The following is a 21,542-nucleotide window of genomic DNA, read 5'->3' on the forward strand; positions in this document are numbered from 1 at the left end:
TTTTTAAAGAACTGCTGCATCAGCAGCGAAGAGGTGCGCATTATACAGAGCTTTTTGTCTCCGTCAAGAACTTTGTTTTTCCAGGCATTTCGCCGAACAACAAAGCCTTGATCCGCAGGACCCGGAAACTTCTTCCAGAACCCCTCTCCACCACTCCAGCGCTACGTTTCCGTTTGCACTGCAGCGAAGAGGTGCGCATTCTACAGAGCTTTAAAACCCTGTCAAGCATTTGTTTCCAGCAGAAAACCGCTCAAAAACAAAACCGCTCAACGCAGATTCCAGATCACATCCGGAACCCCCTCACCGCCTCAGCACTACGTTGCCGTTTGTGCTGCAGCGAAGAGGGCGAATTATACAGATCTATCGACCCCCTGCAACAGGGGCGATCATTTTATTCATTTGAAAAAAGTGATGAGCCCATAAAGAAAGAGATTGGCCCCGGCAAGTCGTCACATCTCCACGCGCCCTCCCCACCGATCCGCACCGGTTTGCGTCACAGAACAGCCTGCACGCTTCGCAGCGGCGTCTACATGCTTCGCAGAACCGTCAACATGCTTCACAGCGCAGTCAACATGCTTCACAGCGACGTCAACATTCTTCGCAGAGCAGTCAACATGCTTCACAGCGCGGTCAACATGCCTCACAGCGCAGTCAACATTCTTCACAGAACCGTCAACATGCTTCGCAGCGCTACCTGATTGCTTCATTGAGGGATCGATGTGTGATGCAGACGCACCCAGACTCAACGGAGACGGGGCAGCATGGGGGATACGGACGCATGACAATCCAAGGCGACGCCCCGCCCCTCACGGCAAGAGCCACGCCAAACGCACAAAACAAAAGGCCCAGTCCGAAGACTGGGCCTTTTGTTTGTTTCTTTGGTCGGGGCGGCGGGATTCGAACTCGCGACCCCTTGCACCCCATGCAAGTGCGCTACCAGGCTGCGCTACGCCCCGACAAGCTGCGCATTATAGACATGTCTTTTTGCTTTGCCAAGTCTTTTTTGCGCCTTCCTTTAATTTGCTTCAGGCAGAAGCAGGAATCAGGAAATCGTCGGAGATTCTGCAGCCCAGATCGAAGATACGATCACGGAAATCTTCCAGGTATTTCCGGAAGCCGCCTTCGAAGATCCGCTCGATCCGGCCAAAGCGCAGATGGGATTCCAATTCACCCGCCAGGCGTTCGGTTTCAGCCGAGCGCGCATTGGAGACACGGGTCAGGTTGGAATAGACCTCCTTCATGCTGCGGGCCAGGGAGCGCGGCATGTCGGCCCGCAGCACGAGCAGCTCGGCCACGCGCAGAGGGGTAATCTGGTCGCGGTAAACCTTGCGATACACCTCGAAGGCGGACACGGACTGCAGCAGCGCGCTCCACTGATAGTAATCGGCAGCATGCGCCGAGTCTTCGTCTGCGCCGGGCAGCAGGTTGAGGTATTTCACCTCGAGGATGCGTGCGGTGTTGTCGGCCCGCTCCAGGAAGGTGCCGAGACGGATGAAACGCAGCGCTTCGTCCTGCAGCATCGTCCCGATGGTGACGCCGCGTGACAGATGGGAGCGGTACTTGACCCATTCGAAGAATGCTCCCGGCCCGCTCTCCAGCAGCTTGCTGACAGAGAAGTCGCGCATCTTGAGCCAGGTTTCGTTGGAGGTTTCCCAGAGCTCCGAGGTGAGGGTTCCGCGTACTGCATGGGCGTTCTCACGGGTGGCGCGCAGGCAGCGGTAGATGCTGCCGGGGTTGTCCCGGTCGAAGATCATGAATTCAAGCACCGACTCGGTGGTGTAGGCCGGATGCTTGGCCAGGAAGGTGTCCTGCAGCTCCATGATCTTGAGCATGCCGGCCCACATGGCCTCTACCTCCTCGCCGTTCTGCGGCAGCAGGGAAAGCCGGTAGGTGACGTCGAGGATGCGCGCGGTGTTTTCGGCCCGTTCCATGTAACGGGCCATCCAGAAGAGGTGGTCAGCGGTTCTGCTCAGCATTTTTCAGGCCTCCAATACCCAGGTGTCCTTGGTGCCACCGCCCTGGGACGAGTTCACCACCAGCGATCCTTCGCGCAGGGCGACGCGGGTCAGCCCGCCCGGCACCATCTGCACCTCGGTGCCGGAGAGCACGAAGGGCCGCAGGTCCAGGTGGCGCGGCGCAACGCCGTTTTCCACGAAGGTCGGACAATTAGAAAGCGCCAGCGTCGGCTGGGCGATGTACTTCTCGGGATTGGCGATCAGGTACTTGCGGAAAGTCTCGATCTGCTCCTTGGTCGAGGCAGGCCCCACCAGCATGCCGTAGCCACCCGCGCCATGTACCTCCTTGACCACCAGTTCGGGCAGGTGGGCCAGGGTGTAGGCCAGGTCTTCGGGCTTGCGGCACATGAAGGTCGGCACGTTGTTGAGGGTCGGCTCTTCACCAAGATAGAAGCGGATCATCTCCGGCACATAGGGGTAGATGGACTTATCGTCCGCCACGCCGGTGCCGATGGCATTCGAAACGGTGACCCGGCCGGCACGGTATGCGTCGAGCAGGCCCGGGACGCCGAGCATCGAGTCCTTGCGGAAATACTTGGGGTCGAGGAAGTCGTCGTCCACCCGGCGGTAGATCACGTCCACCCGGCGCGGCCCCTGGGTGGTGCGCATATAGACCTGGTCTTCGCGCACGAAGAGGTCCTGCCCTTCCACCAGTTCAACGCCCATCTGCTGCGCCAGGAAGGCATGCTCGAAGTAGGCGCTGTTGTGGGCGCCCGGCGTGAGCACCACCACGGTCGGGTCGGTCACGCCCTGGGGGGCCAGGCTGCGCAGGGTGTGCAGCAGCATGTCCGGGTAGTGCTCGACCGGCGCCACCCTGTGGCGGGCGAACAGTTCGGGGAAGAGACGCATCATCATGCGGCGGTCTTCGAGCATGTAAGACACCCCGGACGGCACCCGCAAGTTGTCTTCCAACACGTAGAACTCGCCCTCCCCGGCACGCACCACGTCCACCCCGGCGATGGCGGCGTAGATGTCGCAGGGCACGTTCACGCCCTGCATCTCCGGCCGGTACTGGGCGTTGTTCAGGACCTGCTCGGCGGGGATGTGGCCGGCCTTGAGGATTTCCTGGTCGTGGTAGATGTCGTGGATGAAGCAGTTGAGGGCCTTGACCCGCTGGCGCAGGCCGGCTTCCAGACTCTTCCACTCCTTGGCAGGAATGATGCGGGGAATGATGTCGAAGGGAATGAGCCTCTCGGTGCCCGACTCCTCGCCATACACGGCAAACGTGATGCCATAGCGATGGAACAGGGCGTCGGCTTCGGCCCGTTTGCGCTCGATGCGGTCTGCGGGCGTTTCACGCAACCACGCGGCGTAGCCCGCGTAATGGGCACGGACACTCCCATCGTCCGCGGTCATTTCGTTGAAGAATTTTGTGATGGCCATTAGCGCTCGCCTGTTATGTTGTAAAGCGGAGATACCACCTTTGATATAGCTAAAAGCATGCCAATCAAAAAACCTTAGTAAACAAATGACTTTAGGCTCAGGCACCCCATGCGCGCACCATATCAGTGCGAACGCACCGAACCCGGGAAAGCTGTCTGCCTTAAGTCGGTGCATTCAACCCCGGCAGCGGCAACACAGCGTCGATCGGGCGAGCCTTGAAGGACTGCTTACCATGCTGACATGAAGCTTGATCGAAGCCCAGGATGCGAATTGAGGCAAAGGTAAAATCTCCAGTCACGCTGATGCACGCACCCGATTGCCCACAGCTTGTCCACAGGGTTGCCCACCGGTTCTGTGGACAAGATCCGGCCGTGCAACAATCCCGCTCCGTTTGCCTGCTGCCGCCATGACATTGCCCCTGCCCGCCTCTCCGCCGCCTCCCCTGCGCTACTCACCCCCCGCAGGCCCGCCGGTGATCATCTACGAGGACGACAGTCTGCTGGTGTTCGACAAGCCGACGGGCTTGCTGTCGGTGCCGGGACGCGGGCCGGAGCATGCGGACAGCCTCGCAAGCCGCGTGCAGGCTTGCTTCCCCGATGCCCTGATCGTCCATCGGCTGGACATGGCCACCTCCGGGCTGATCGTGATGGCCCGCGGCAAGGAGATGGAACGGCGCCTGAGCATCGCCTTCCAGCAGCGCCAGGTCGTCAAGCGCTATGTCGCCGTGGTGGCGGGCCGCCCCCGGCCGGAGCGGGGCGAGATTGCCCTGCCCTTGATCACCGACTGGCCGAACCGGCCGCGCCAGAAGGTCGATCACGAAGCAGGGAAGCCATCGCTGACGCACTATGAAGTTGTATGGACCCTACCCGAAGGCGACACCAGCCGTGTCTGGCTGTACCCCCATACGGGGCGCTCACACCAGCTGCGTGTACATATGCAGGCCATCGGCCATCCGATCGTGGGCGATGAGCTGTATGCGCCGAGCCCCTGGCGGGAAGCCTCGCCCCGCCTGCTGCTGCATGCGGAGAGCCTCTCCCTGCCCCACCCGGCCAGCGGCGCACGGCTCGAACTGCACAGCCCCGCGCCATTCTGAACCGGCGGATCAGCCCGTGTGGCGGAAGGCGATGACGTGATCGGCTTCGAGCCGCACGCCGATCTGTTCGCCCAGCGCATGATTGTGATGCGAGGGAACCAGGGAGAGCACCTCCACCCCGCTGTCCAGGCGCAGGGTGTAGAGGATGTCCGCACCACGGAAGGCCTTGTAGCGCACCTCGGCCCGGGTCGGGCTGGTGTCGTCGTGCACCACGTCGTCGGGGCGCAGCAGGACCTCCACGGCACAGCCCCGGCCGCAGGCCTGGCAGCCGCGGCTGCACTCCATCGGCACGCCTGAACTGAGCACGCCCAGTTCGATGCGCACCTGCCGCTCATCGAGCACCTCGCCCGGCACGAACACGCCCTTGCCAACGAAGTCGGCAACGAAGCGGTTCACCGGGCGGTGGTACAGGTTGTACGGGCTGTCCCACTGCTGGATCCGCCCATCGGACATGACACCGATCTCGTCGGCCATCGCGAAGGCTTCGTGCTGGTCATGGGTCACCAGCACCGCGGTCATCCCTTCCTTCTTGAGGATCTCGCGCACCTCCACCGACAGGCGCTCGCGCAGATCCACATCGAGGTTCGAGAAGGGTTCGTCCAGCAATACCAGTTCGGGCCGCGGGGCGAGCGCGCGTGCAAGTGCGACACGCTGCTGCTGGCCGCCGGAAAGCTCGTGGGGGAACTTGTGCCCCTGCCCGCCCAGCCCCACCGTCACCAGCAGGTCGTCGACCCGCCGATCCCGCTCGGCCGCACCCAGCCCGCCCAGGCCGAAACCGACATTGCGGGCCACTGTCAGGTGCGGAAACAAAGCGTAGTCCTGGAACACCATGCCGACCTGGCGCTTCTCGGGAGGAACCCGCCGCCCCGGCGAACTCACCGGTGCACCGTTGATGAGGATCTCTCCTCCCGCCACATCCTCAAACCCGGCAATGCAACGCAGCAAGGTAGTCTTGCCACAGCCGGACGGCCCGAGCAGACAGGCGATGCTGCCCTGCTCCAACCGGAAGTCGACGCCATTGACGATGGTGTGGCTGCCGTAGCGCTGGACGACAGACTTGAGTTCTAGTTTGGACATGGCATCGATTATAACGATTACAATTCGCAATAAGCTAAAGCCTACCATGACCACCAGCCCCTTTCGCCTCCACACCGGATCGCTCTCCCCCCTCGTCCTGACCGCCTTCCTGATCGCCCTGCTGGCCGGTCTGCCGGTGGCCAGCGTGGGCTTCAACCTTTTCCAGGGCGGCACCAACCAGACCTGGGCGCACCTCACCGCCACCGTTCTGCCCGAATACATCGGCAACTCCCTCACCCTGTGCCTGGGCGTTGGTTTCGGCGTGGCGCTCATCGGCGTCACCACCGCCTGGCTGACCGCCATGCACGACTTCCCCGGCCGCAAGGTCTTTGAATGGGCACTGGTGCTACCCCTCGCCATGCCGGCCTACGTCATGGCCTATGTGTATACCGACTTCCTGCAGTTTGTCGGCCCGGTACAGACCAGCCTGCGTGAGTTCTTTGAATGGAGGCGGGGCGACTACTACTTTCCGGACATCCGCACGCTGCCGGGCGCCATGCTGATGTTCGTCTTCGTGCTCTATCCCTATGTTTACCTGCTGGCCCGCACCGCCTTCCTCGAGCGGGCCGGCGGCGTGCTGGAGGCTGCCCGCACCCTGGGCATCGGCCCATGGCGGGCCTTCTTCACCATCTCCCTGCCGCTGGCCCGGCCGGCCGTTGCCGCAGGCGTCGCCCTGGCCCTGATGGAAACCCTGGCCGACTACGGCACCGTCGCCTACTTCGCCGTCAATACCTTCACCACCGGCATCTACCGGGCCTGGTTCTCCCTCGGCGACCGGATCGCGTCGGCACAGCTGGCAGCCATACTGCTCGGCTTTGTACTGCTGCTGGTGGTGGTCGAGCGCCTCACCCGTGGCCGGGCCCGCTACCACAACACCTCCCAGCGGCACCGCCCGCCGGCCGCGCGCCTGCAGCGCGGTGCCGGGCTGCTGGCCATGCTGGCCTGCGCGCTGCCGCTTGCCCTCGGCTTCCTGCTGCCTGCCACCCTGCTCCTGCGCATGGCCTTTGGTGAGGGAGACAGCCAGTTCGGCGAGCGCTTCATCACCCTGGCCCGCAACAGCCTCACCCTCGCCGGCCTCACCGCGCTGGTCGCGGTAGTGCTGGCCGTCTTGCTGGCCTACAGTGCCCGCCTCACCAGGACCATGCTGTCACGCGGCCTCAACCGCCTGGTCGGGCTGGGTTACGCCGTGCCCGGCACCGTCATCGCCGTAGGAGTGCTGATCCCGGTGACCCGCCTCGACAACTGGCTGGTGGCCCAATGGCAGGCCTGGTTTGGTGTCAATCCGGGCCTGCTCCTCACCGGCGGCATCGCGGCGCTGATCTACGCCTACCTGGTGCGCTTCCTGGCCGTCGCCCTGCAGACCGTCGAAGCCAGCCTGTCCAAGATCACCCCGAGCATGGACGACGCGGCCCGCAGCCTGGGCCTGGGCCAGGGCAGCACCCTGCGCCGGGTGCACGTGCCGATCCTGCGGGGCAGCCTGTTCACAGCCGGCCTGCTGGTCTTTGTGGATGTGATGAAGGAACTGCCCGCCACCCTGGTGATGCGCCCCTTTAACTTCGACACGCTGGCCACCCAGACCTATGTGCTAGCCTCCGACGAGCGCCTCACCGAGGCCTCCACGGCGGCGCTGGCCATCGTGGCGGTCGGCCTGCTGCCCTTGATCGCGCTATCCCGGCAAATCTCCCGCCACGGCAAATAGCCCGTACGGCACGTGCCGGCATGCCCTTGCCGGCTACAGCAGTTGCCCCTGGATGTAGCGGAACTCCTGGCTCAGCCCGCCATAGCCCCAGGCATCGGCGGCAGGCTCATGCAGCGCCACATAGCTTGCCGGCACCAGGCCGGGAAGGCGCGTCGCCAGCGCATCGAAGACAGCCCGGATGAAGGCAGCCTTCTCCGCCTTGGTATTGGTTCCGGCGGTGATGCGGATCTCGAGCAGTGCGCCGGACTGGCCCTCCCCCAGCACGGCACCCCCCAGGAACCAGTCGGCCAGCGCTACCCGCTGCAGTGTCACCACGGTCAATTCACGCTTCTTGCCGAGCAGCCTGACGGTCAGGTCGGTGAGCACGGCCGCCAGCTCTGCAGCTGCTGGGGCCTCCGCAGAGGCATAGGACAGATTCAGGTAAGGCATCACGAACTCCTTCGATTGAAAAACTCCGATTGAAAAACTGTCCCTCTCGTGGGCTCTTCAGACCAGGCCCTCGCGCCGCCGCGACACCTCAAGCAGAACGGCGCTGAGCAGCAAGGCAGCCGCCGCGGCCAGCACCGGCAAGCGAAGGCCGCCGTCCCGGCCCCACCACGCCACCACCAGCGGCCCGGCGATCTGCCCGACTCCGTAGCAGGCGGTGATCAGGCCGATCCGGCGCGCTGTCGCATGGGGGTCGGGCACCCTGGCCAGCCACTGGGCCAAGCCAGCAATACCCATGAAGGTCCCGCCGAGCAGCGCGGCCCCGACGAGGGCCGCCCCGTGCCCCTCCGCCAGCACCGGCAAGGCCACACCCACAGCCTGCACCAGGGTCGCAGTGATCAGGGCCGGGTACACGCCCCAGCGGAAGGACAGCCGCACCCACAGCAGCGTCGCCGGCAAGGCCGCCAGGCCCACCAGCAGCCAGCCCTGCAGGCCGGCCTGTGACGTGCCCGACTGGCTGCGCAGGATCACCGGCAGAAAGGTGGCATTGACGATGTAGCCAAAGCCCGCCAGCCCATAGGCCGCCGCCAGCCAGCCCAAGGGCGGCGCCACAGGTACCGGCGCGCGACCCGAAGCCGAAACGGGCGGATGCGGTATCTCCAGGCGCAGCAGGCCCGCAGCGGCGAAGAGGGCCGCAAGCGTGGCCAGCGCACCGAGAATCCACCACCCCTGCAACGCACTCCCGTGCTCCTGGACGCCCATGGCCACCACCGCCGACAGGGCGATCCCCGTCCCCACGCCCATGTAATGCAGTGCCGTCCAGCCTGCCGCATCGCACGCTGCAAGGCGGCGCAGCACCAGGCCGGTTGCGTACACATAGACCGCCGCGCTCGCCCAGCCCGCCACGAAGCGCACGCCACACCAGGCGCCGAGGCCGAGATCCAGCCCCATTGCAAAGGTGCTGGCGACGCTGGTCAGCAGCCCCCAGGCCAGGCGCCTGCGCCCGTCAGCCGCGCGGCTGAAGGCAGCCCATAAGGCCCCCACCAGGTAACCCAGGTAATTGGCCGCCGCCAGCACACCACCACCACTCAGATCGACCCAGCCTTCATCCCGCATCTGCGGCAGCAGCGCCGTGTAGCCGAAACGCCCCACCCCCATGGCGAGGGCCAAGGCCAGCAGGCCGCACAACGCAACACCCGCCGCCGCCGGCACGGGGCCGGCCTGCAGACGTACTGCAATTCTGGATAAGGGCACGATGCGATCTCCCGTTGAACACGGGAGTCACACTATCAAGCGCAAACCAACAAGAAAAATGATTTAATTTGATCTATGTCATCACCAATAGAGATGAAAATGGAACTGACCGACCTGCGCATGTTCCGCGCCATCGTCGAGGAAGGCAGCGTCACCCGGGCGGCCGAGCGGCTGCACACGGTGCAGTCCAACGTCACCACGCGCCTGAGGCTACTGGAAGAAAACCTGGGCACCCCCCTCTTCGACCGCATCAACCGGCGCCTGGTGATCACCCCTGCCGGCCATCTGCTGGCGGGCTACGCCGAACGCCTGCTGGCCCTCGCCCAAGAAGCCCGGGAGGCTGTGCGCCTGGGCGAATCGCCCCAGGGCCGGCTCCGTCTCGGCTCCATGGAGACTACCGCGGCTTCCCGACTGCCCAAGGTCATCGCCGATTTCCGGCGCCTGTACCCGTCCGTCGAGCTGCGCCTGCGCACCGCCAACGCGGCAGTGCTAACCGAGGAGATCCTCAGCCACCAGCTTGATGCGGCCCTGCTGACCGGGCCGATCAGCCATCCCGACCTGGACAGCACGCCCGTGGTGATCGAGGAACTGGTGCTGATCAGCGCTGCCGACTGGGCGCCCATCAAGAGTGCAGCCGACCTGGCCCGTCGCGGGCCGGTGGAGGTGTACACCTTCAAGGAAGGCTGCAGTTACCGCCAGCGCCTGCTTGACTGGCTGCGCCGCGACGGCGTGCCGGTGACCCGCAGCAGCGAGTTCGGCACCTTCGAAGCCATCCTCGGTTGCGTCGCCGCCGGCATGGGCGTCAGCCTGGTGCCGCGGGTCATCATCGGCGAGCATCTCACCGGTCCGGACCCAGCGCATGCCACCCTGCGCCTTCATCCCGTACCCGACGACATCGCCCAGGTCCCGACCATCATGGTGTGGCACCGGGCCCGCAGCCGCCAGCCGGCGCGGGAAGCCCTGGCCCGCTGCCTCGCCGAACGACTTGGCCCTGTCGACAACACCACCGCGACCATCACCCCATGAACATCTTCGACAAGCCCTATTCCCCCGCCTGCGACCGCAACAAGGCGCCCATCCTGGCGGTTCTGGCGGCGCATCTCCAGGAGGCAGGCCTGGTGCTGGAGATCGGCTCGGGCAGCGGACAGCACGCCGTGCATTTCGCCGGGGCCCTGCCGCACCTGAACTGGCAATGCAGCGACCGTCCCGAATACCTGCCCGGAATCCGCCTGTGGCTTGCCGATGCAGCCCTGCCCAACACCCCGCCGCCCCTCACCCTGGACGTGGCGGGCAACTGGCCGGACGGCCGCTTCGATGCGGTGTTCACCGCCAACACCCTGCACATCATGGGCTGGCCACAGGTCGGGCAGCTGTTTGCCCATCTGCCGCAGATCCTGGCGCCGGCCGGGTTGCTCGTGGTGTACGGTCCCTTCAACTACGGCGGACACTTCACCAGCGCCAGCAATGCCGAATTCGATGCAGCCCTGCGCCGCGACGACCCGGCCCGGGGCATCCGCGACTTCGAAGCCGTGGATGCCCTGGCCAGGCAGGCCGGGCTGCACTTGCTGGAGGACCGCAGCCTGCCCGCCAACAACCGCTGCATTGTCTGGCGTCGTGCAGCGGCGGCTCCGCTCAGCCCTGCTTGATCGCCTTCTGCAAGGCCTTGAGGGCAACGGCCAGTTCGTGGCCCTTGCCCTTGGTGGGGAGCTGGCGCTGCAGCCACGCCAACTGGCTGAGCGTCGAGTCATGCTCCTGAGCTGAGCCGAGGCGGAGGAACAGGCTGCGGTAGCGCTCAACCACGGCCTCCAGCACCTTGGTCAACGTCAGCGCGCTTTCCGGCATGTCGGCCAGCAGCGCAACCATCGCCTCGATCCGCGCCGCCTCGATCTCAGCCAGCGCATGGAAATAGCCAGGCTCCAGCTGGAAGCGGCGCGCCCCGTTGGCGGCGGACTCGCGGCACCACGCCAGGCAGCGCGTCCGCCAGGCATCGGTAATATCGAGCCGGCCGCGGGCGGCCAGCAACACCTCGCCGTCCAGCGCGTTGAGGGTCGGGTAGTAGTCCCGCTCCCCGCTCAGGGTGACCGACAGCTCACTGGCCGCTGCATATCCTTCGCTCACCCGCTGCAGCTCGGTGTCGAGCGCCTTGCCACTCAAGCGCAGCGCCAGGGCCCGCCGCTTGACGCTCGACGCCACCAGGCACTCGCGCTCCACCGTTCGGCCCAGGGCCAGCAAACCGGCGAGGCGCTCGCAGCCCACCGCCATCATGGCTTCGCCCTCGGCCTGGCGCGCCTTCGCATCGGCTTCGCCCGCGCCGGGCGCCCTGGCTGCAGAGCACAGGGCTTCGCCGTGCCTCACCTCCAGGTTGCCCAGTTGCTCGAGCATGCCCAGGCTGACACTGCCTTCGCCACCCAGGGCGGTCCGGTAGCTGGCAATCGCCTTGCCTTTTTCGCCGAGGGCCGCCCATACCTTGCCGAGCCACCCGGCGATTTCGGCTGAGCGGGGGAAGCGGCCCACGGCCTGGTCCTCGATCTGCTGCACGCGTGCCCGATAGATTGCGCGCTCCTCTTCGCTGGCCGAGCCCGCCCGGGCGAACAGGCGCTCCAGTTCGCCTGCCACCTGGCCCGGATGGATGTAGTCCGGCACCTTCCAGTCATCGTCCATCGCACCGACCAGGCGATAGCGCTCATCGCCATACGCCTGGTAAGCCCCCCAGGTGTTGGTGGCCGGGTGGCGCCGGTAGGCGTCCAGACGGGCCTGCCTGACCGCGTCGCCAAAGCGCCGGCCGGCCAGCATCTCCCGGTAGAAGGTGGCCGAGAACACCTCCGCCGCCGCATCGTCCACCGCCCAGCCAGCGGCGATCACCGCCCGGCAGCCCATCTCGATGAACTCGGTGGCCAGGTTGGCGGCCAACCTTCCCCAGCGCGGCCGTGCGTCCGCCTGCATGTTGCCCAGGTGGCAGCAGTTGATGAAGACCAGTTCGGGCACCCAGCGCAGCTTGCTGATCTGCGCGGTGGTCAGGTAGGTGTCCGGGCCCAGCACCATGCCGGTCTGGCCGTCTGTGCCGCTGACATTGCCGTGAGCCGCCAGATGGATCACCCTGTAATGCTCGTCAAAGAGATTGACCATCACGGTCTGGCCATCGGGCCGCTCAAGGAACTTCACCCGGTAGCCGTTGTTGCGCAGCGCGGAAGCCACGGCCATTCCCTCCCGCTGGGCACCCGGCAAGGCGGCAAACCCCGAATCCGTGTCGCCTACCACCAGGGCTGACAGGTCCCGCACCGTGGGCACGCGCGGCCGGCCGTGGGTCGAGGCCAGTTGCCTGACCAGCCCGATGCGGGTCACCAGCGGCGTCTCGAAGCGGTCGGCCTCGTCCCGCATCAGCTCCCAGGGATACACCGCCGCCACCGGATCCACCCCCAGGATCAGGCCGCGCAGATCCGGCAGGGCCTCCTTGAAGCCATTTGGCACCAACAGCTCGAACAGGGCCCGCGACAGCCCTGGCTGGTCGGTGGTATCGCCGATGGCGGTGCGGATCAGGCCATCCACCGCCTGGCGCTGGTCGGGCTCGTCGTTCACCTCGTTGCGTGCCCGCTCCGTCACCAGGGTGAAGCGCAGCCCGCCCTGGGGAACCTCGACCACGTGCACCCGCTGCCAGCCGTCTCCCGACTGCTCCTCCAGGCGGCCCCGGTAACGGCCCTGGCCGGAACGGATCTGCCCGTCGAAGCGGATCGCCCCCAGGAACTTGCCGTCGCCAGCCAGCTCCCGCAGGGCCAGCCCGGCCGAGATGGCGCGGGACTCCTCCTCCTCGAACAACTGAAGAGACTGGATCCGCACCGGAACCTGGGCCTGACGCAGCGCCTCACCGGCCCGTACCAGGGCCTCGGCCAGGCAACGCACGCCGACCTCCACCGGAACGCCGCCATAGCCCGTCCCCACCAGCAGGGCCGACAGATCCACACCGCCGATCGCGCCATCCCCGATCGGCAGGCGGGCGTTGCTCCAGACCCGCGCATATTCCAACAGACCCTGGGTCAGCGCACGGGTCAGGACACCTGGCTGCAGACCGCCTATCGGGCCAAGGCCGACAACCACGGCCCCGGTCGGCCGTGTCGACGGCGACGGGGCCAGGAACAACATGGCCTCACCCGCCCGCCCCGGGTAGCGCCCGAGACGCTGCGCCCGCCCAAGACTGCCGCCCAGCAGGCGATCCAGGAAGCTGGCACTCCCCTTCACTGGGTCGTTGTCGTAGGCACCAATGATCAGCGGCGCGACGGCGCCCGCCAGGCTGCCATGGGTCAGCTGGATCAGGGTGGCCGTCTTCCCCTGCCCGCCAAGCTTTCTGCCCCTGCCCGGGCGGCTGCAGAGCGCAGCCGCCAGCACTTCTTCGGCCGTCGGATAGAGGGTATGGACCTCCAGCGGCGCCGGCACGAAGCTCACGTCCTCTGCCCCCCGTGATGACGGTGGAGAGATGGGCAGACTGGAAGCTCCCGCCTGGATGATCGACAGATACTCGTCAAAAGCAGCCTCATGGTTGAGCAGATCGCCGTGGGCCGCATCCACATACCACACGGGGACCCGCGGCGGAATGCCGGTGGCCCAGGCCACGCGGCCATCTCCGCTGTTGGTCCAGCCGATCTCCACCTGCCCGGCCTCGCTGACACGCAGGGCCACCGGGGTGCGCTCCCGGCCAGCCACGTACAGGCAGCAGGCAGGGTCCAGCTCCACCGCCTGTATCTCCAGGATGGTCTGACGGGCCTGCTCAAGCGCTTCACGGGTCGGCACCGGCCAGCCATCGCCGGCCCCCTTGGCACGCTCGAAGCGCATGTCCGCATCACGGCTGCGCTGGTTTTCCGCATCCCGGGCGGCCCAGTCCTGCCAGACCTGCTGATCGAAGTAATCGATGCCGTCGCCGGCCTTGCCGTCTTTCACCGGCCAAGGCAGCAATTCGAGCACGCCAGGAAAGACGCAGACGATCTCCAGAAACTCCCGCATGTCGTGGTGCCAGTCGAAATAGCGCTCGATCTTCTGCACAAAGGCATCGCGCCCGGTCAGCACCGCGGCGATGCTGTGGGAGCCATTGTTCGGCGTGCCGAACTGGATCAGGCGGCTGCCCGGAATCGCCTTGAGCGCTGCCCAGCGCTCCTTCATGGCGAGGCGCGCCACCAACCCGCCCATGGAGTGGGCAACGATGTGCACGGGCTTGCCCCGCTGGCGGGCATCCTCCATGGCCTTGTCCAGCTCGACACCAAAACGTGCCGCGGCGACGGAGAGGGACAGGCGCCAGTCATAGGCGAAGGGCCGCACCTCATGGGTGAAGGACAGATGCCGGGCAAAAGCCTCGTAGGACATGTCCTGCCAGCCGTCAGGCGCCACCCCCTGGGCATCCACCTTCAGCAAGGACATCTCGCCGGCGATCATGCTGAGGGGATCGAACCAGATCCGGTCGCTGCCGATGGCCAGATGGCTGCCCATCACGCCGGGCAGCATCAGCGCGATGGGCGCATCCGGCCGCAGCATCGGCTTGCGCCCGCCCCGTGCAATCTCCGTCCGCGACGGCCCGTCCTGGCGCTCGAAGCGACCGTTCTTTCCTTCCAGTGCCTCGATCAGGGCACCCGCGCTTTCTTCGCGGTTGAAATAACTCAGATGGTTCACATCCGGCCCGCTCAGGCTCTGCAGCCAGATACCCGGGGTGCGCGGCGCGCCGCCCGACATCGACGGCGTGTTCACCACCAGGTCGGTCTCGCCACCGTAGAAGGCCTCCGACAGGCAGTCCCCCAGCCAGGCCAGCAGGCCCTTGCCCTCGTGATCACCGGCGATCACGTGGAGCGGCGAATCGACCTCGACGTCGGGTGCGTTGAGCAGCGCCACCAGCGGCGAGTCGGGCATCATGGCCTCCAGGCCGGGCAGGATGCGCGCATCGCTGCGCATCTTCACCACCGCCCGCAGGAAGGACTGCAGCAGTTCATACCCCGCCGCCACGCCCTGCAGTCCGGGAATCGCGCCAATGCCCCGGCCGAACAGGTTGAGCATGACGCTGGCCCAGCGGTCCAGCCGCCCGGAAGCCAGGGTGGTGCCACGGGCGGTCGCCCCTACCCGCACGAAACGCTCAATCCGCAAGCTCTTGGCCTTGAGCAGACGCCCCAGTTCCGCCAGGTCCGCCGCGTCCTGCTCATAGCCCTGCCGCCCGGTTCGCCGGCCGTGGTCCGCAAAACGCTGGATGTCGTTGGCAGTGAACGGCTCCGCACCACGCCGCTGCCCCCGCACCAGCAGTTCGCCGATCATGCCGCCGCGGGAATGGCTCACCAGGTGCAGGCGTGCCCCGTCCGGCAAGGCCTTGACGAGTGCCAGCGTATTGGCCACCGGACTATCGGTGAGCGAGCGGTGTTCGAAGCCATAGACCCGGGCACCGTACCGTGCGGCCAGCCGGGCACGGAGGTCGACCTCCGACTTGTTGCCGCCCCACAGGGCACGGAAACTGCCGTCGGTGCTGGATGCCGTGCCGTGCAGGAACAGCAGGGACGGCTCCGGTGAGCCTTCGAGCCGATCCACCGCGGCAAGCGACCAGCTTTCGGTGCTCACACGGTACAAGCCACGCCGGTTGCCCAGCTGGTAGTCCTGGAAGGCGCCGGCCGCAGCCAGCGCCGTCACTCCCGCCGGCCCCTGGCGATGCACCTTCAGGGCCCGCAACAGCCAGCTCCCCAGCCCGTCCCGGCTGGCCGCCGCCGGCAGTTGAGGCCCCGACGGGCGCAACAGGCCGGCCACATGCAGCACCGGGCCGGCATCCACCCCCCGCCCCTGGGTCATCCCCAGGTAGCGCCCGGCATCCTCCGCCGCCACCAGCAGGGATTCGCCGTTGTCCAGCACCAGTTCGATCACGTCATCCGGCTGCAACGCCAGCTGCCGGGATTCACCCGGCCCACCTCGGGCCGTGCTGGCCAGGACAAAGGTCTCGGTCTCCCAGCCGGGCTGGCTCTCGGTGCGGCGGGATACCAGTTCCAGACTGATTACGACGGGCTGTGCCATGGTGCTCCTCCCTGGATTCGTCTTGTTCGTGGCGGAACCAGCCGGTCAAGGCCGTGTCCTGCATGAGTTATAGCCCACGAATGCCAAAGCCATGCGGGCGCCGGGCCGGGAATGCACACGGGGCCGGCACACCATGACGGTGTGCCGGCCCCGCGCGGGAAGACCGGACGAATCGGAGAGGGACGCTCAGTTGCGGTTGAGCCCCAGCAGCCCCATCGGCCCGTTGGAGGTGTTCAGCACCACGGAGGCAATGCCACCGCCCTGTTGCTGCTGCACGCCATAGATGGACAGGTTGCCCGTATCGAAGGAAAACACGTCGCCACTGATCTTGACCAGCAGCTTGCCGGAGGCTGGGAACCAGGCATAGGCCATGTCGTTCTGGCTACCCGAACTGGCCGGGGAGCCCAGCTCCGCGGGCCACCAGTTGGACCACTGGGCAAAGCCCCAGTTGTTGCCCTGGGGTGCCATCGCCGGCTGCGGCTCGCGGTGCTGCGACAGCTCGGTGAGCAGCGCACCGACGCGCCACTTGAGGCCGTCGTTGAACATGTCGCCGATCATCATCATGCCGCCGCTCATCCACTGCCCCATCCCGCCGAACTCCGGATGGTTGAACTGGGCCTGGCTGAAGCCACCCGACTGCAGGGCCGCATAGGCTGCCCGGCCTGCATCGCCACTGAAGCCGTGGCGGGCAGCGATCTCGTCAATGGTGCTCATGGAAATCTCCTTGTGATATTGAATGGTCAGCCTTGGCGAGGGCTCAAGCCAGAGGGGCGAGCCGGGTTCCGATCAGGACCGCCGAGCCGTCGTCGGTGGACAAGGCCTCCGGGCGGTGGCGCGGCAGTTCGAACCCCGCGGCCTTGTCCTCCACCGCCTCGATGATGATTTTGGGCGGCTGGGCCGTGACCGGGCCGAAGATGGTCGCAAAAGACACGTCGGCCGCATCGCGGCCGGTGCCGAAGCGCATCAGCCCCATCGGGATGGCGGTGCCGGATGGATCGAACAGATACCAGCGATCCCCCAGAAAGACCTCCACGTAGGCGTGAAAATCGCTCGGCCCCAGCGCCGGGTCGGCACCGTAGTCGATACCGGCCACAAAGCGGGCGGGTACGTTGAGGGCACGGCACAGGGCGATCATCAGGTGGGCAAAATCGCGACACACCCCCACCCGCTCCTGCAGCGTATCCATGGCCGAGGTGCTGGCATTGGTAGTGTTGGAGCGAAAGGCCACGTGCTGCTTGACCCACTCGCAGACGCGCCGGATGCGCCCGTAGCCCTGCGGCAGGGCGCCGAACTCACGCATGGCCAGCTCGTAGAGCCGATCGGACTGGCAGTAGCGGCTTGGGTACAGGTAGGTCAGCACATCGGCCGGCAGCCGCCCGATGGGCACTTCGGCTATCGACTCAGGCGCCGCGACGTGATGCTTCAGGTCCACCGTGGCGCTGTAGCGCAGGCGCAGCAGGCCGGCCTGGGCCTTGAGGCGCATGTAGCGGTTTCCGGTGGTCATGTCGGTATGGACCTGGGGCAACAAAAACTGCCCGAGCTCCATCATCTCGGTAAGCACCAGCTGATGGCGGGTGTGCGCCGCATGAATGTTGAAAATGAAGTCGCAGCCGGGCTGCGAAAGTTCGTAATTCAACTCAACCGAAAACTTCAATCTGACCATGAGCGTCCCTGGAAATGCAGCCTTGACGCGGAAATGCGGGTCATGCGGCGTATAAATGACCATCGCGGGCAACGGACCGGTAAGGATCCGAGCCCGCGACAAGGCTCCATCCTACTCTGCGGCGACGCAACATGCCCGACTTTCTGGCTGCCGCGGTGGCCCCGCAGCACTCAGGAACGGTAGAGATTCACCTCGTCCCGGGTGGCCAGCGCGACCTGCCGGGCCTGGTCTGCAAAGTCCTCGCCCTTGCCGGCATACAGGATGGCCCGCGACGAGGAAATCATCAGCCCTGCCCCGGCCGCGCTACGCCCGGCCTTCACGGTCGCCTCCACGTCACCGCCCTGGGCGCCGATGCCGGGGACCAGCAGGGGCAGGTCACCGACGATGGCGCGCACCTCGGCCAGCTCCTGCGGAAAGGTCGCTCCCACCACCAGCGCATTCTGCCCATGCAGGTTCCACCGCCCGGCCACCAATGCGGCCACATGCTGGTAGAGCTTGCGCCCGCCTTCGATGTTGAGGTTCTGCAGATCGGAGCCACCCGGATTGGAGGTGCGGCACAGCACGATCAGGCCCTTGTCGGGATACGCCAGGTAGGGCTCGACTGAGTCGAAACCCATGTAGGGATTCACCGTGAGGGCATCGGCCTTGAAGCGCTCGAAGGCCTCCCGGGCGTATTGCTGGGCGGTGGCGCCGATATCGCCACGCTTGGCATCCAGCACCACCGGCACCGCCGGGTGGCGCTCGTGGATATAGGCGATCAGATCCTGCAGCTGATCTTCAGCGCCGGCCGCCGCGAAGTAGGCGATCTGCGGCTTGAAGGCGCAGGCCAGGTCGGCGGTGGCATCGACGATGCCCTTGCAGAAGGCCAGCACGGCGTCGGGCCTGTCCTTCAGATGAGCAGGAATACGGGCAATGTCCGGATCGAGGCCGACACAGAGAAGGGAATCATGGCGCTGCCACACGGCAGCGAGCTTGGAGCGGAAGTCCATGGCAGGAACGGGCGGCCAGCCCGGCGAGTGAAAGTCTGGGGGCGGATTTTAACAGCCCCGGCCAGCGTGCCGGCACACCGGCAGAAATGCTCATGCTGCGCTCCAGCATGCTCCATCTCCTGTCACGGATTGCATCAGCCCACCCTGCGCAGGCGCGGGCAGTTGCTCATTTCTTGAACAGCGCAACGCCGGCCCCAAAAAACACGGGCAATCCGGATAGAAAATTTTTCTCCATTAAAAACCGTAGCTTATTGTTAAAAACAGGCAAATTGCACGGACTTTCCGGGCATCTGGCACAGCGCTCGCTGAAGTGACTGCGCTCCGTAACGGCGTGTTTCACAGGAAATGCGACCAAGGGAGGAACGAGGTAGCGGAGCACCATAGCCCGCGCCTCGCTGGTGACATCAACGACAAAATTCCGGAGACAATCGTTATGAAGAAGAACCTTCTCGCCCATTCCGTCGCCCTCGCCTGCCTCGCCGCTGCGGCCGGCAGCGCCCAGGCCGTCAGCTTCACCAAGGATGACGTGACCCTCGACATCAATGGCACGATCAACGGCTTCTACGTAAATCGCGAATCCAAGACCACCGTGGCCGGCGGCCCGCAAACCAAGACCCAGAACAGCGCCCTGACCAACGGCCTGCTGCCGGGCTGGATCAACTTCGTCATGACGAGCAAGGTCGGCGACCAGGACGTCAAGGCCCACTTCAGCTTCGCCCCCGGCATCAACGACTCCTCCTCCGTGGTCGGTCTGCCCACCGATCCGGGCGCTGGCGCCACCGGTGGCAAGAACAGCCCCTTCAGCCAGGTGGACGTCCGCAACGTGTACTTCCAGTTCGGCAACAACGACTGGGGCACCATGAAGTTCGGCCGCGACATCGGTCTCTTCGGCCAGAACATCATCCTGTCCGACATGACCCTGCTGGGCGTCGGCGGCACCTCCAACGCCGGCATCCCGTTCAACACCACCTTCGGCATGATCGGCCACGGTTACATGTACACCGGCTTCCAGGCCCAGATCACCTACACCACCCCGAACTTCAACGGCCTGCAGGCTGCTGGCGGCATCTTCCAGCCCAGCTCCTTCGCCGGCGACCAGACCAAGACCCCCGGCTTCCAGGCCAAGGTTGATTACGATTGGAAGGGCGACATGCCCGGCAAGGTGTGGGGCGGCCTCGTGACCCAGAGCACCAGCTGCTCCAAGGGCTCCAACTGCAACGGCGTCGGCGCCAACCCGGACAAGAGCTTCACCGCCACTGGCTACGAATTGGGTGCCAAGGCCAGCGCCGGCAACTTCGGTGCCGTTGCCTACGCCTTCTCCGGCAAGGGCCTGGGCCTCTCCACCGTTGGCGCCCAATTCTTCGGCGGCAGCGACGGCCTCGGCAACAAGACCGACTCCAAGGGTTACTTCCTGCAAGGCACCTACCAGCTCAACAAGACCAAGTTCGGCATCAACTTCGGCCAGAACAAGGACAACGACGGCGTGCTGGGCCAAGGCAACGAGCGCAAGAACAAGGCCTACACCCTGGGCGTCTATCACAGCCTGAACAAGTTCGTGACCCTGGTCGGCGAACTGAACCAGGAAAAGATCACCAGCACCGTGGATGACAGCGAGACCAAGAACCGCACCCTGTCCGCTGGCGCCATCCTGTTCTTCTAGTATTGGCAATGCCCTCCGGGGCGAGGCAGTTTCCGCGGACGTCCGGTACGTCCGCGAAGCGCAACCTGTTGTGTTTCTCCCTCCTTCTGGCGCCCTTCGGGGCGCCATTTTTTTAGGTGAAAGGCCTGTCCGCTGCAGCAAGCGCCCCCGGACGGCTTATCCTCCCTCCGCTCTCTCACCCAGACCGGCCCCGAGCCGGCCAGGACAGCCCCCACGGCACCCCAAACCAGGAGATCACGATGCAGCGCTACGAAGTGCAGTTCGCCGACAGCCAACCCGCTTTCCAGCTGAGGGACTTTCAGCCCGCCCCCCTGGGCCCGCGCCAGGTGGCGGTCGCCATCAAGGCCGTATCCCTCAACTACCGGGACCTGCTGGTGTCCCGCAACACTTACTTCTGCCCCATCGAGAACGGCCTGGTGCCCTGCTCGGACGGAGCCGGCGAGGTAATCGCCGTCGGCGATGAAGTCACCGAACTGCGTATCGGCGATAGGGTGGCAAGCCTGTTCTTCCCCCACTGGCAGGCGGGCGAAGCCGATGGCCGAGCCATTTCCGGCGCCCTGGGCGCGGAAGGCCCGGGCGTGCTCACGCCCCATTTCGTGACCGACGCCACGGGCCTGATCCCCATTCCCGACAGCCTGAGCTTCGAGGAGGCCGCCACCCTGCCCTGCGCAGCGCTGACCGCCTGGCATGCCCTCTTCGAGGCCGGCCAGCTCAAGCCCGGCCACACCGTGCTGCTGCAAGGCACCGGCGGGGTCTCGATCTTCGCCCTGCAATTTGCCAAGGCGGCCGGTGCAAAGGTCATCATCACCTCCAGCAGCGACGACAAGCTCGCCCACGCCCGGCAACTGGGGGCCGACCACGGCATCAACTACCGCAACACACCCGAATGGCAGGAGGAGGCGCTGCGCCTCACCGGCGGCCGCGGTGTGGACGTGGTGGTGGAAGTGGGCGGCCCGGGCACCCTGGAGCGTTCCCTCATGAGCGTGCGCACAGGCGGCCGCATCGCCTACATCGGGGTGCTCACCGGGCTCGCCGGCGCCGCCAATCCGATGATGCTGATCCCCCGCCTGGCCGCCATCAATGGCATCTTCGTCGGCAGCCGGCAGATGTTCGCCGACATGCTCCAGGCCATGGTCGCGCACCGCATCCACCCGGTGATCGACAAGCGCTTCAGCTTTGCCGACGCCCCGGCAGCCCTGGCGCACATGGAGCAGGGGGCTCATTTCGGCAAGATCGTGATCCAGGTAGGCTGACCCCGGC

The 21,542-nt window shown here is 65.8% G+C and carries 17 protein-coding genes and 1 tRNA gene; 8 read left to right on the forward strand and 10 right to left on the reverse strand.

Annotation, left to right across the window (positions count from 1 at the left end; genetic code table 11):
• The coding region (locus tag HHL15_RS14885) for a hypothetical protein (protein WP_169146582.1) at positions 1-698 on the forward strand (698 nt) is incomplete at its 5' end.
• 181 nt (positions 699-879) lie between these two features.
• Here the strand turns inward: HHL15_RS14885 and HHL15_RS14890 are convergent.
• The 3 genes from HHL15_RS14890 to HHL15_RS14900 form a co-directional block, all read right to left on the reverse strand.
• Positions 880-956, reverse strand: a tRNA-Pro gene (locus HHL15_RS14890).
• 69 nt (positions 957-1,025) lie between these two features.
• Positions 1,026-1,976 (reverse strand): alpha-E domain-containing protein, encoded by a 951-nt coding sequence (locus HHL15_RS14895; protein ID WP_169146583.1) that lies wholly within the window; start codon positions 1,974-1,976, stop codon positions 1,026-1,028.
• 3 nt (positions 1,977-1,979) lie between these two features.
• Positions 1,980-3,398 carry a circularly permuted type 2 ATP-grasp protein gene (locus HHL15_RS14900; protein ID WP_169146584.1) on the reverse strand — a complete coding sequence of 473 codons (1,419 nt, stop codon included), beginning with the start codon at positions 3,396-3,398 and terminating at the stop codon, positions 1,980-1,982.
• 406 nt (positions 3,399-3,804) lie between these two features.
• On the opposite strand from HHL15_RS14900, the gene HHL15_RS14905 reads away from it, so the two are divergent.
• Positions 3,805-4,491: an RluA family pseudouridine synthase gene (locus tag HHL15_RS14905; protein WP_169146585.1), complete on the forward strand. Its 687-nt coding sequence runs from the start codon at positions 3,805-3,807 to the stop codon at positions 4,489-4,491.
• A gap of 9 nt (positions 4,492-4,500) precedes the next feature.
• Here the strand turns inward: HHL15_RS14905 and HHL15_RS14910 are convergent, their stop codons facing one another.
• Positions 4,501-5,568, reverse strand: a complete 1,068-nt coding sequence (locus HHL15_RS14910) for an ABC transporter ATP-binding protein (protein ID WP_169146586.1) — start codon at positions 5,566-5,568, stop codon at positions 4,501-4,503.
• 46 nt (positions 5,569-5,614) lie between these two features.
• Here HHL15_RS14910 and HHL15_RS14915 point away from each other — a divergent pair, with 46 nt between their 5' ends.
• Entirely contained in the window at positions 5,615-7,267 is a 1,653-nt protein-coding gene (locus tag HHL15_RS14915; protein WP_169146587.1) for an ABC transporter permease, read from the forward strand.
• A gap of 33 nt (positions 7,268-7,300) precedes the next feature.
• Here HHL15_RS14915 and HHL15_RS14920 read toward each other — a convergent pair whose 3' ends face one another.
• Together HHL15_RS14920 and HHL15_RS14925 are read right to left on the reverse strand one after the other, a co-directional pair.
• Complete coding sequence (locus tag HHL15_RS14920) at positions 7,301-7,696, reverse strand: tautomerase family protein (RefSeq protein ID WP_169146588.1); 396 nt, start codon at positions 7,694-7,696, stop codon at positions 7,301-7,303.
• 57 nt (positions 7,697-7,753) lie between these two features.
• Positions 7,754-8,947: a YbfB/YjiJ family MFS transporter gene (locus tag HHL15_RS14925; RefSeq protein ID WP_169146589.1), complete on the reverse strand. Its 1,194-nt coding sequence runs from the start codon at positions 8,945-8,947 to the stop codon at positions 7,754-7,756.
• A gap of 99 nt (positions 8,948-9,046) precedes the next feature.
• Between HHL15_RS14925 and HHL15_RS14930 the strand changes: the two genes are divergently transcribed.
• Together HHL15_RS14930 and HHL15_RS14935 are read left to right on the forward strand one after the other, a co-directional pair.
• Positions 9,047-9,973 (forward strand): LysR substrate-binding domain-containing protein, encoded by a 927-nt coding sequence (locus tag HHL15_RS14930; RefSeq protein ID WP_169146590.1) that lies wholly within the window; start codon positions 9,047-9,049, stop codon positions 9,971-9,973.
• Entirely contained in the window at positions 9,970-10,593 is a 624-nt protein-coding gene (locus tag HHL15_RS14935; RefSeq protein ID WP_206198782.1) for a DUF938 domain-containing protein, read from the forward strand. The genes HHL15_RS14930 and HHL15_RS14935 overlap by 4 nt, the downstream gene beginning before the upstream one ends.
• Here the strand turns inward: HHL15_RS14935 and HHL15_RS14940 are convergent.
• From HHL15_RS14940 to pyrF, 4 genes are all read right to left on the reverse strand, one after another.
• Positions 10,580-15,970 carry a DUF7379 domain-containing protein gene (locus tag HHL15_RS14940; RefSeq protein WP_169146591.1) on the reverse strand — a complete coding sequence of 1,797 codons (5,391 nt, stop codon included), beginning with the start codon at positions 15,968-15,970 and terminating at the stop codon, positions 10,580-10,582. The two genes, HHL15_RS14935 and HHL15_RS14940, sit on opposite strands and share 14 nt — an antisense overlap.
• Positions 15,971-16,156: 186 nt before the next feature.
• Positions 16,157-16,684 (reverse strand): hypothetical protein, encoded by a 528-nt coding sequence (locus HHL15_RS14945; RefSeq protein ID WP_169146592.1) that lies wholly within the window; start codon positions 16,682-16,684, stop codon positions 16,157-16,159.
• Positions 16,685-16,727: 43 nt separating this feature from the next.
• Positions 16,728-17,633 (reverse strand): transglutaminase-like domain-containing protein, encoded by a 906-nt coding sequence (locus tag HHL15_RS14950; RefSeq protein ID WP_169146593.1) that lies wholly within the window; start codon positions 17,631-17,633, stop codon positions 16,728-16,730.
• 170 nt (positions 17,634-17,803) lie between these two features.
• The gene (pyrF, locus tag HHL15_RS14955) at positions 17,804-18,622 is read right to left on the reverse strand and encodes an orotidine-5'-phosphate decarboxylase (protein WP_169146594.1); all 819 of its coding nucleotides are present in this window, start codon (positions 18,620-18,622) and stop codon (positions 17,804-17,806) included.
• 92 nt (positions 18,623-18,714) lie between these two features.
• Between pyrF and HHL15_RS14960 the strand changes: the two genes are divergently transcribed.
• The 3 genes from HHL15_RS14960 (at position 18,715) to HHL15_RS14970 (ending at position 21,535) form a co-directional block, all read left to right on the forward strand.
• A complete protein-coding gene (locus tag HHL15_RS14960) occupies positions 18,715-18,936 on the forward strand; it encodes a hypothetical protein (protein WP_169146595.1) in 222 nt (73 codons plus the stop codon).
• A 119-nt stretch (positions 18,937-19,055) separates the two neighbouring features.
• Entirely contained in the window at positions 19,056-20,282 is a 1,227-nt protein-coding gene (locus HHL15_RS14965) for a porin (protein ID WP_169146596.1), read from the forward strand.
• 239 nt (positions 20,283-20,521) lie between these two features.
• A complete protein-coding gene (locus HHL15_RS14970; RefSeq protein WP_169146597.1) occupies positions 20,522-21,535 on the forward strand; it encodes a zinc-dependent alcohol dehydrogenase family protein in 1,014 nt (337 codons plus the stop codon).
• Positions 21,536-21,542 lie beyond the last annotated feature (7 nt).

The organism is Zoogloea dura, from assembly GCF_012927165.1.
In the GTDB taxonomy this organism is placed as follows: Bacteria; Pseudomonadota; Gammaproteobacteria; order Burkholderiales; family Rhodocyclaceae; genus Zoogloea; species Zoogloea dura.

Coding starts and splice junctions, on each gene's coding strand:
- HHL15_RS14895 (WP_169146583.1), bottom strand. CDS start 1,976: ATGCTGAGCAGAACCGCTGACCACCTCTTCTGGATGGCCCGTTACATG.
- HHL15_RS14900 (WP_169146584.1), bottom strand. CDS start 3,398: ATGGCCATCACAAAATTCTTCAACGAAATGACCGCGGACGATGGGAGT.
- HHL15_RS14905 (WP_169146585.1), top strand. CDS start 3,805: ATGACATTGCCCCTGCCCGCCTCTCCGCCGCCTCCCCTGCGCTACTCA.
- HHL15_RS14910 (WP_169146586.1), bottom strand. CDS start 5,568: ATGTCCAAACTAGAACTCAAGTCTGTCGTCCAGCGCTACGGCAGCCAC.
- HHL15_RS14915 (WP_169146587.1), top strand. CDS start 5,615: ATGACCACCAGCCCCTTTCGCCTCCACACCGGATCGCTCTCCCCCCTC.
- HHL15_RS14920 (WP_169146588.1), bottom strand. CDS start 7,696: ATGCCTTACCTGAATCTGTCCTATGCCTCTGCGGAGGCCCCAGCAGCT.
- HHL15_RS14930 (WP_169146590.1), top strand. CDS start 9,047: ATGGAACTGACCGACCTGCGCATGTTCCGCGCCATCGTCGAGGAAGGC.
- HHL15_RS14935 (WP_206198782.1), top strand. CDS start 9,970: ATGAACATCTTCGACAAGCCCTATTCCCCCGCCTGCGACCGCAACAAG.
- HHL15_RS14940 (WP_169146591.1), bottom strand. CDS start 15,970: ATGGCACAGCCCGTCGTAATCAGTCTGGAACTGGTATCCCGCCGCACC.
- HHL15_RS14945 (WP_169146592.1), bottom strand. CDS start 16,684: ATGAGCACCATTGACGAGATCGCTGCCCGCCACGGCTTCAGTGGCGAT.
- HHL15_RS14950 (WP_169146593.1), bottom strand. CDS start 17,633: ATGGTCAGATTGAAGTTTTCGGTTGAGTTGAATTACGAACTTTCGCAG.
- pyrF (WP_169146594.1), bottom strand. CDS start 18,622: ATGGACTTCCGCTCCAAGCTCGCTGCCGTGTGGCAGCGCCATGATTCC.
- HHL15_RS14960 (WP_169146595.1), top strand. CDS start 18,715: ATGCTGCGCTCCAGCATGCTCCATCTCCTGTCACGGATTGCATCAGCC.
- HHL15_RS14965 (WP_169146596.1), top strand. CDS start 19,056: ATGAAGAAGAACCTTCTCGCCCATTCCGTCGCCCTCGCCTGCCTCGCC.
- HHL15_RS14970 (WP_169146597.1), top strand. CDS start 20,522: ATGCAGCGCTACGAAGTGCAGTTCGCCGACAGCCAACCCGCTTTCCAG.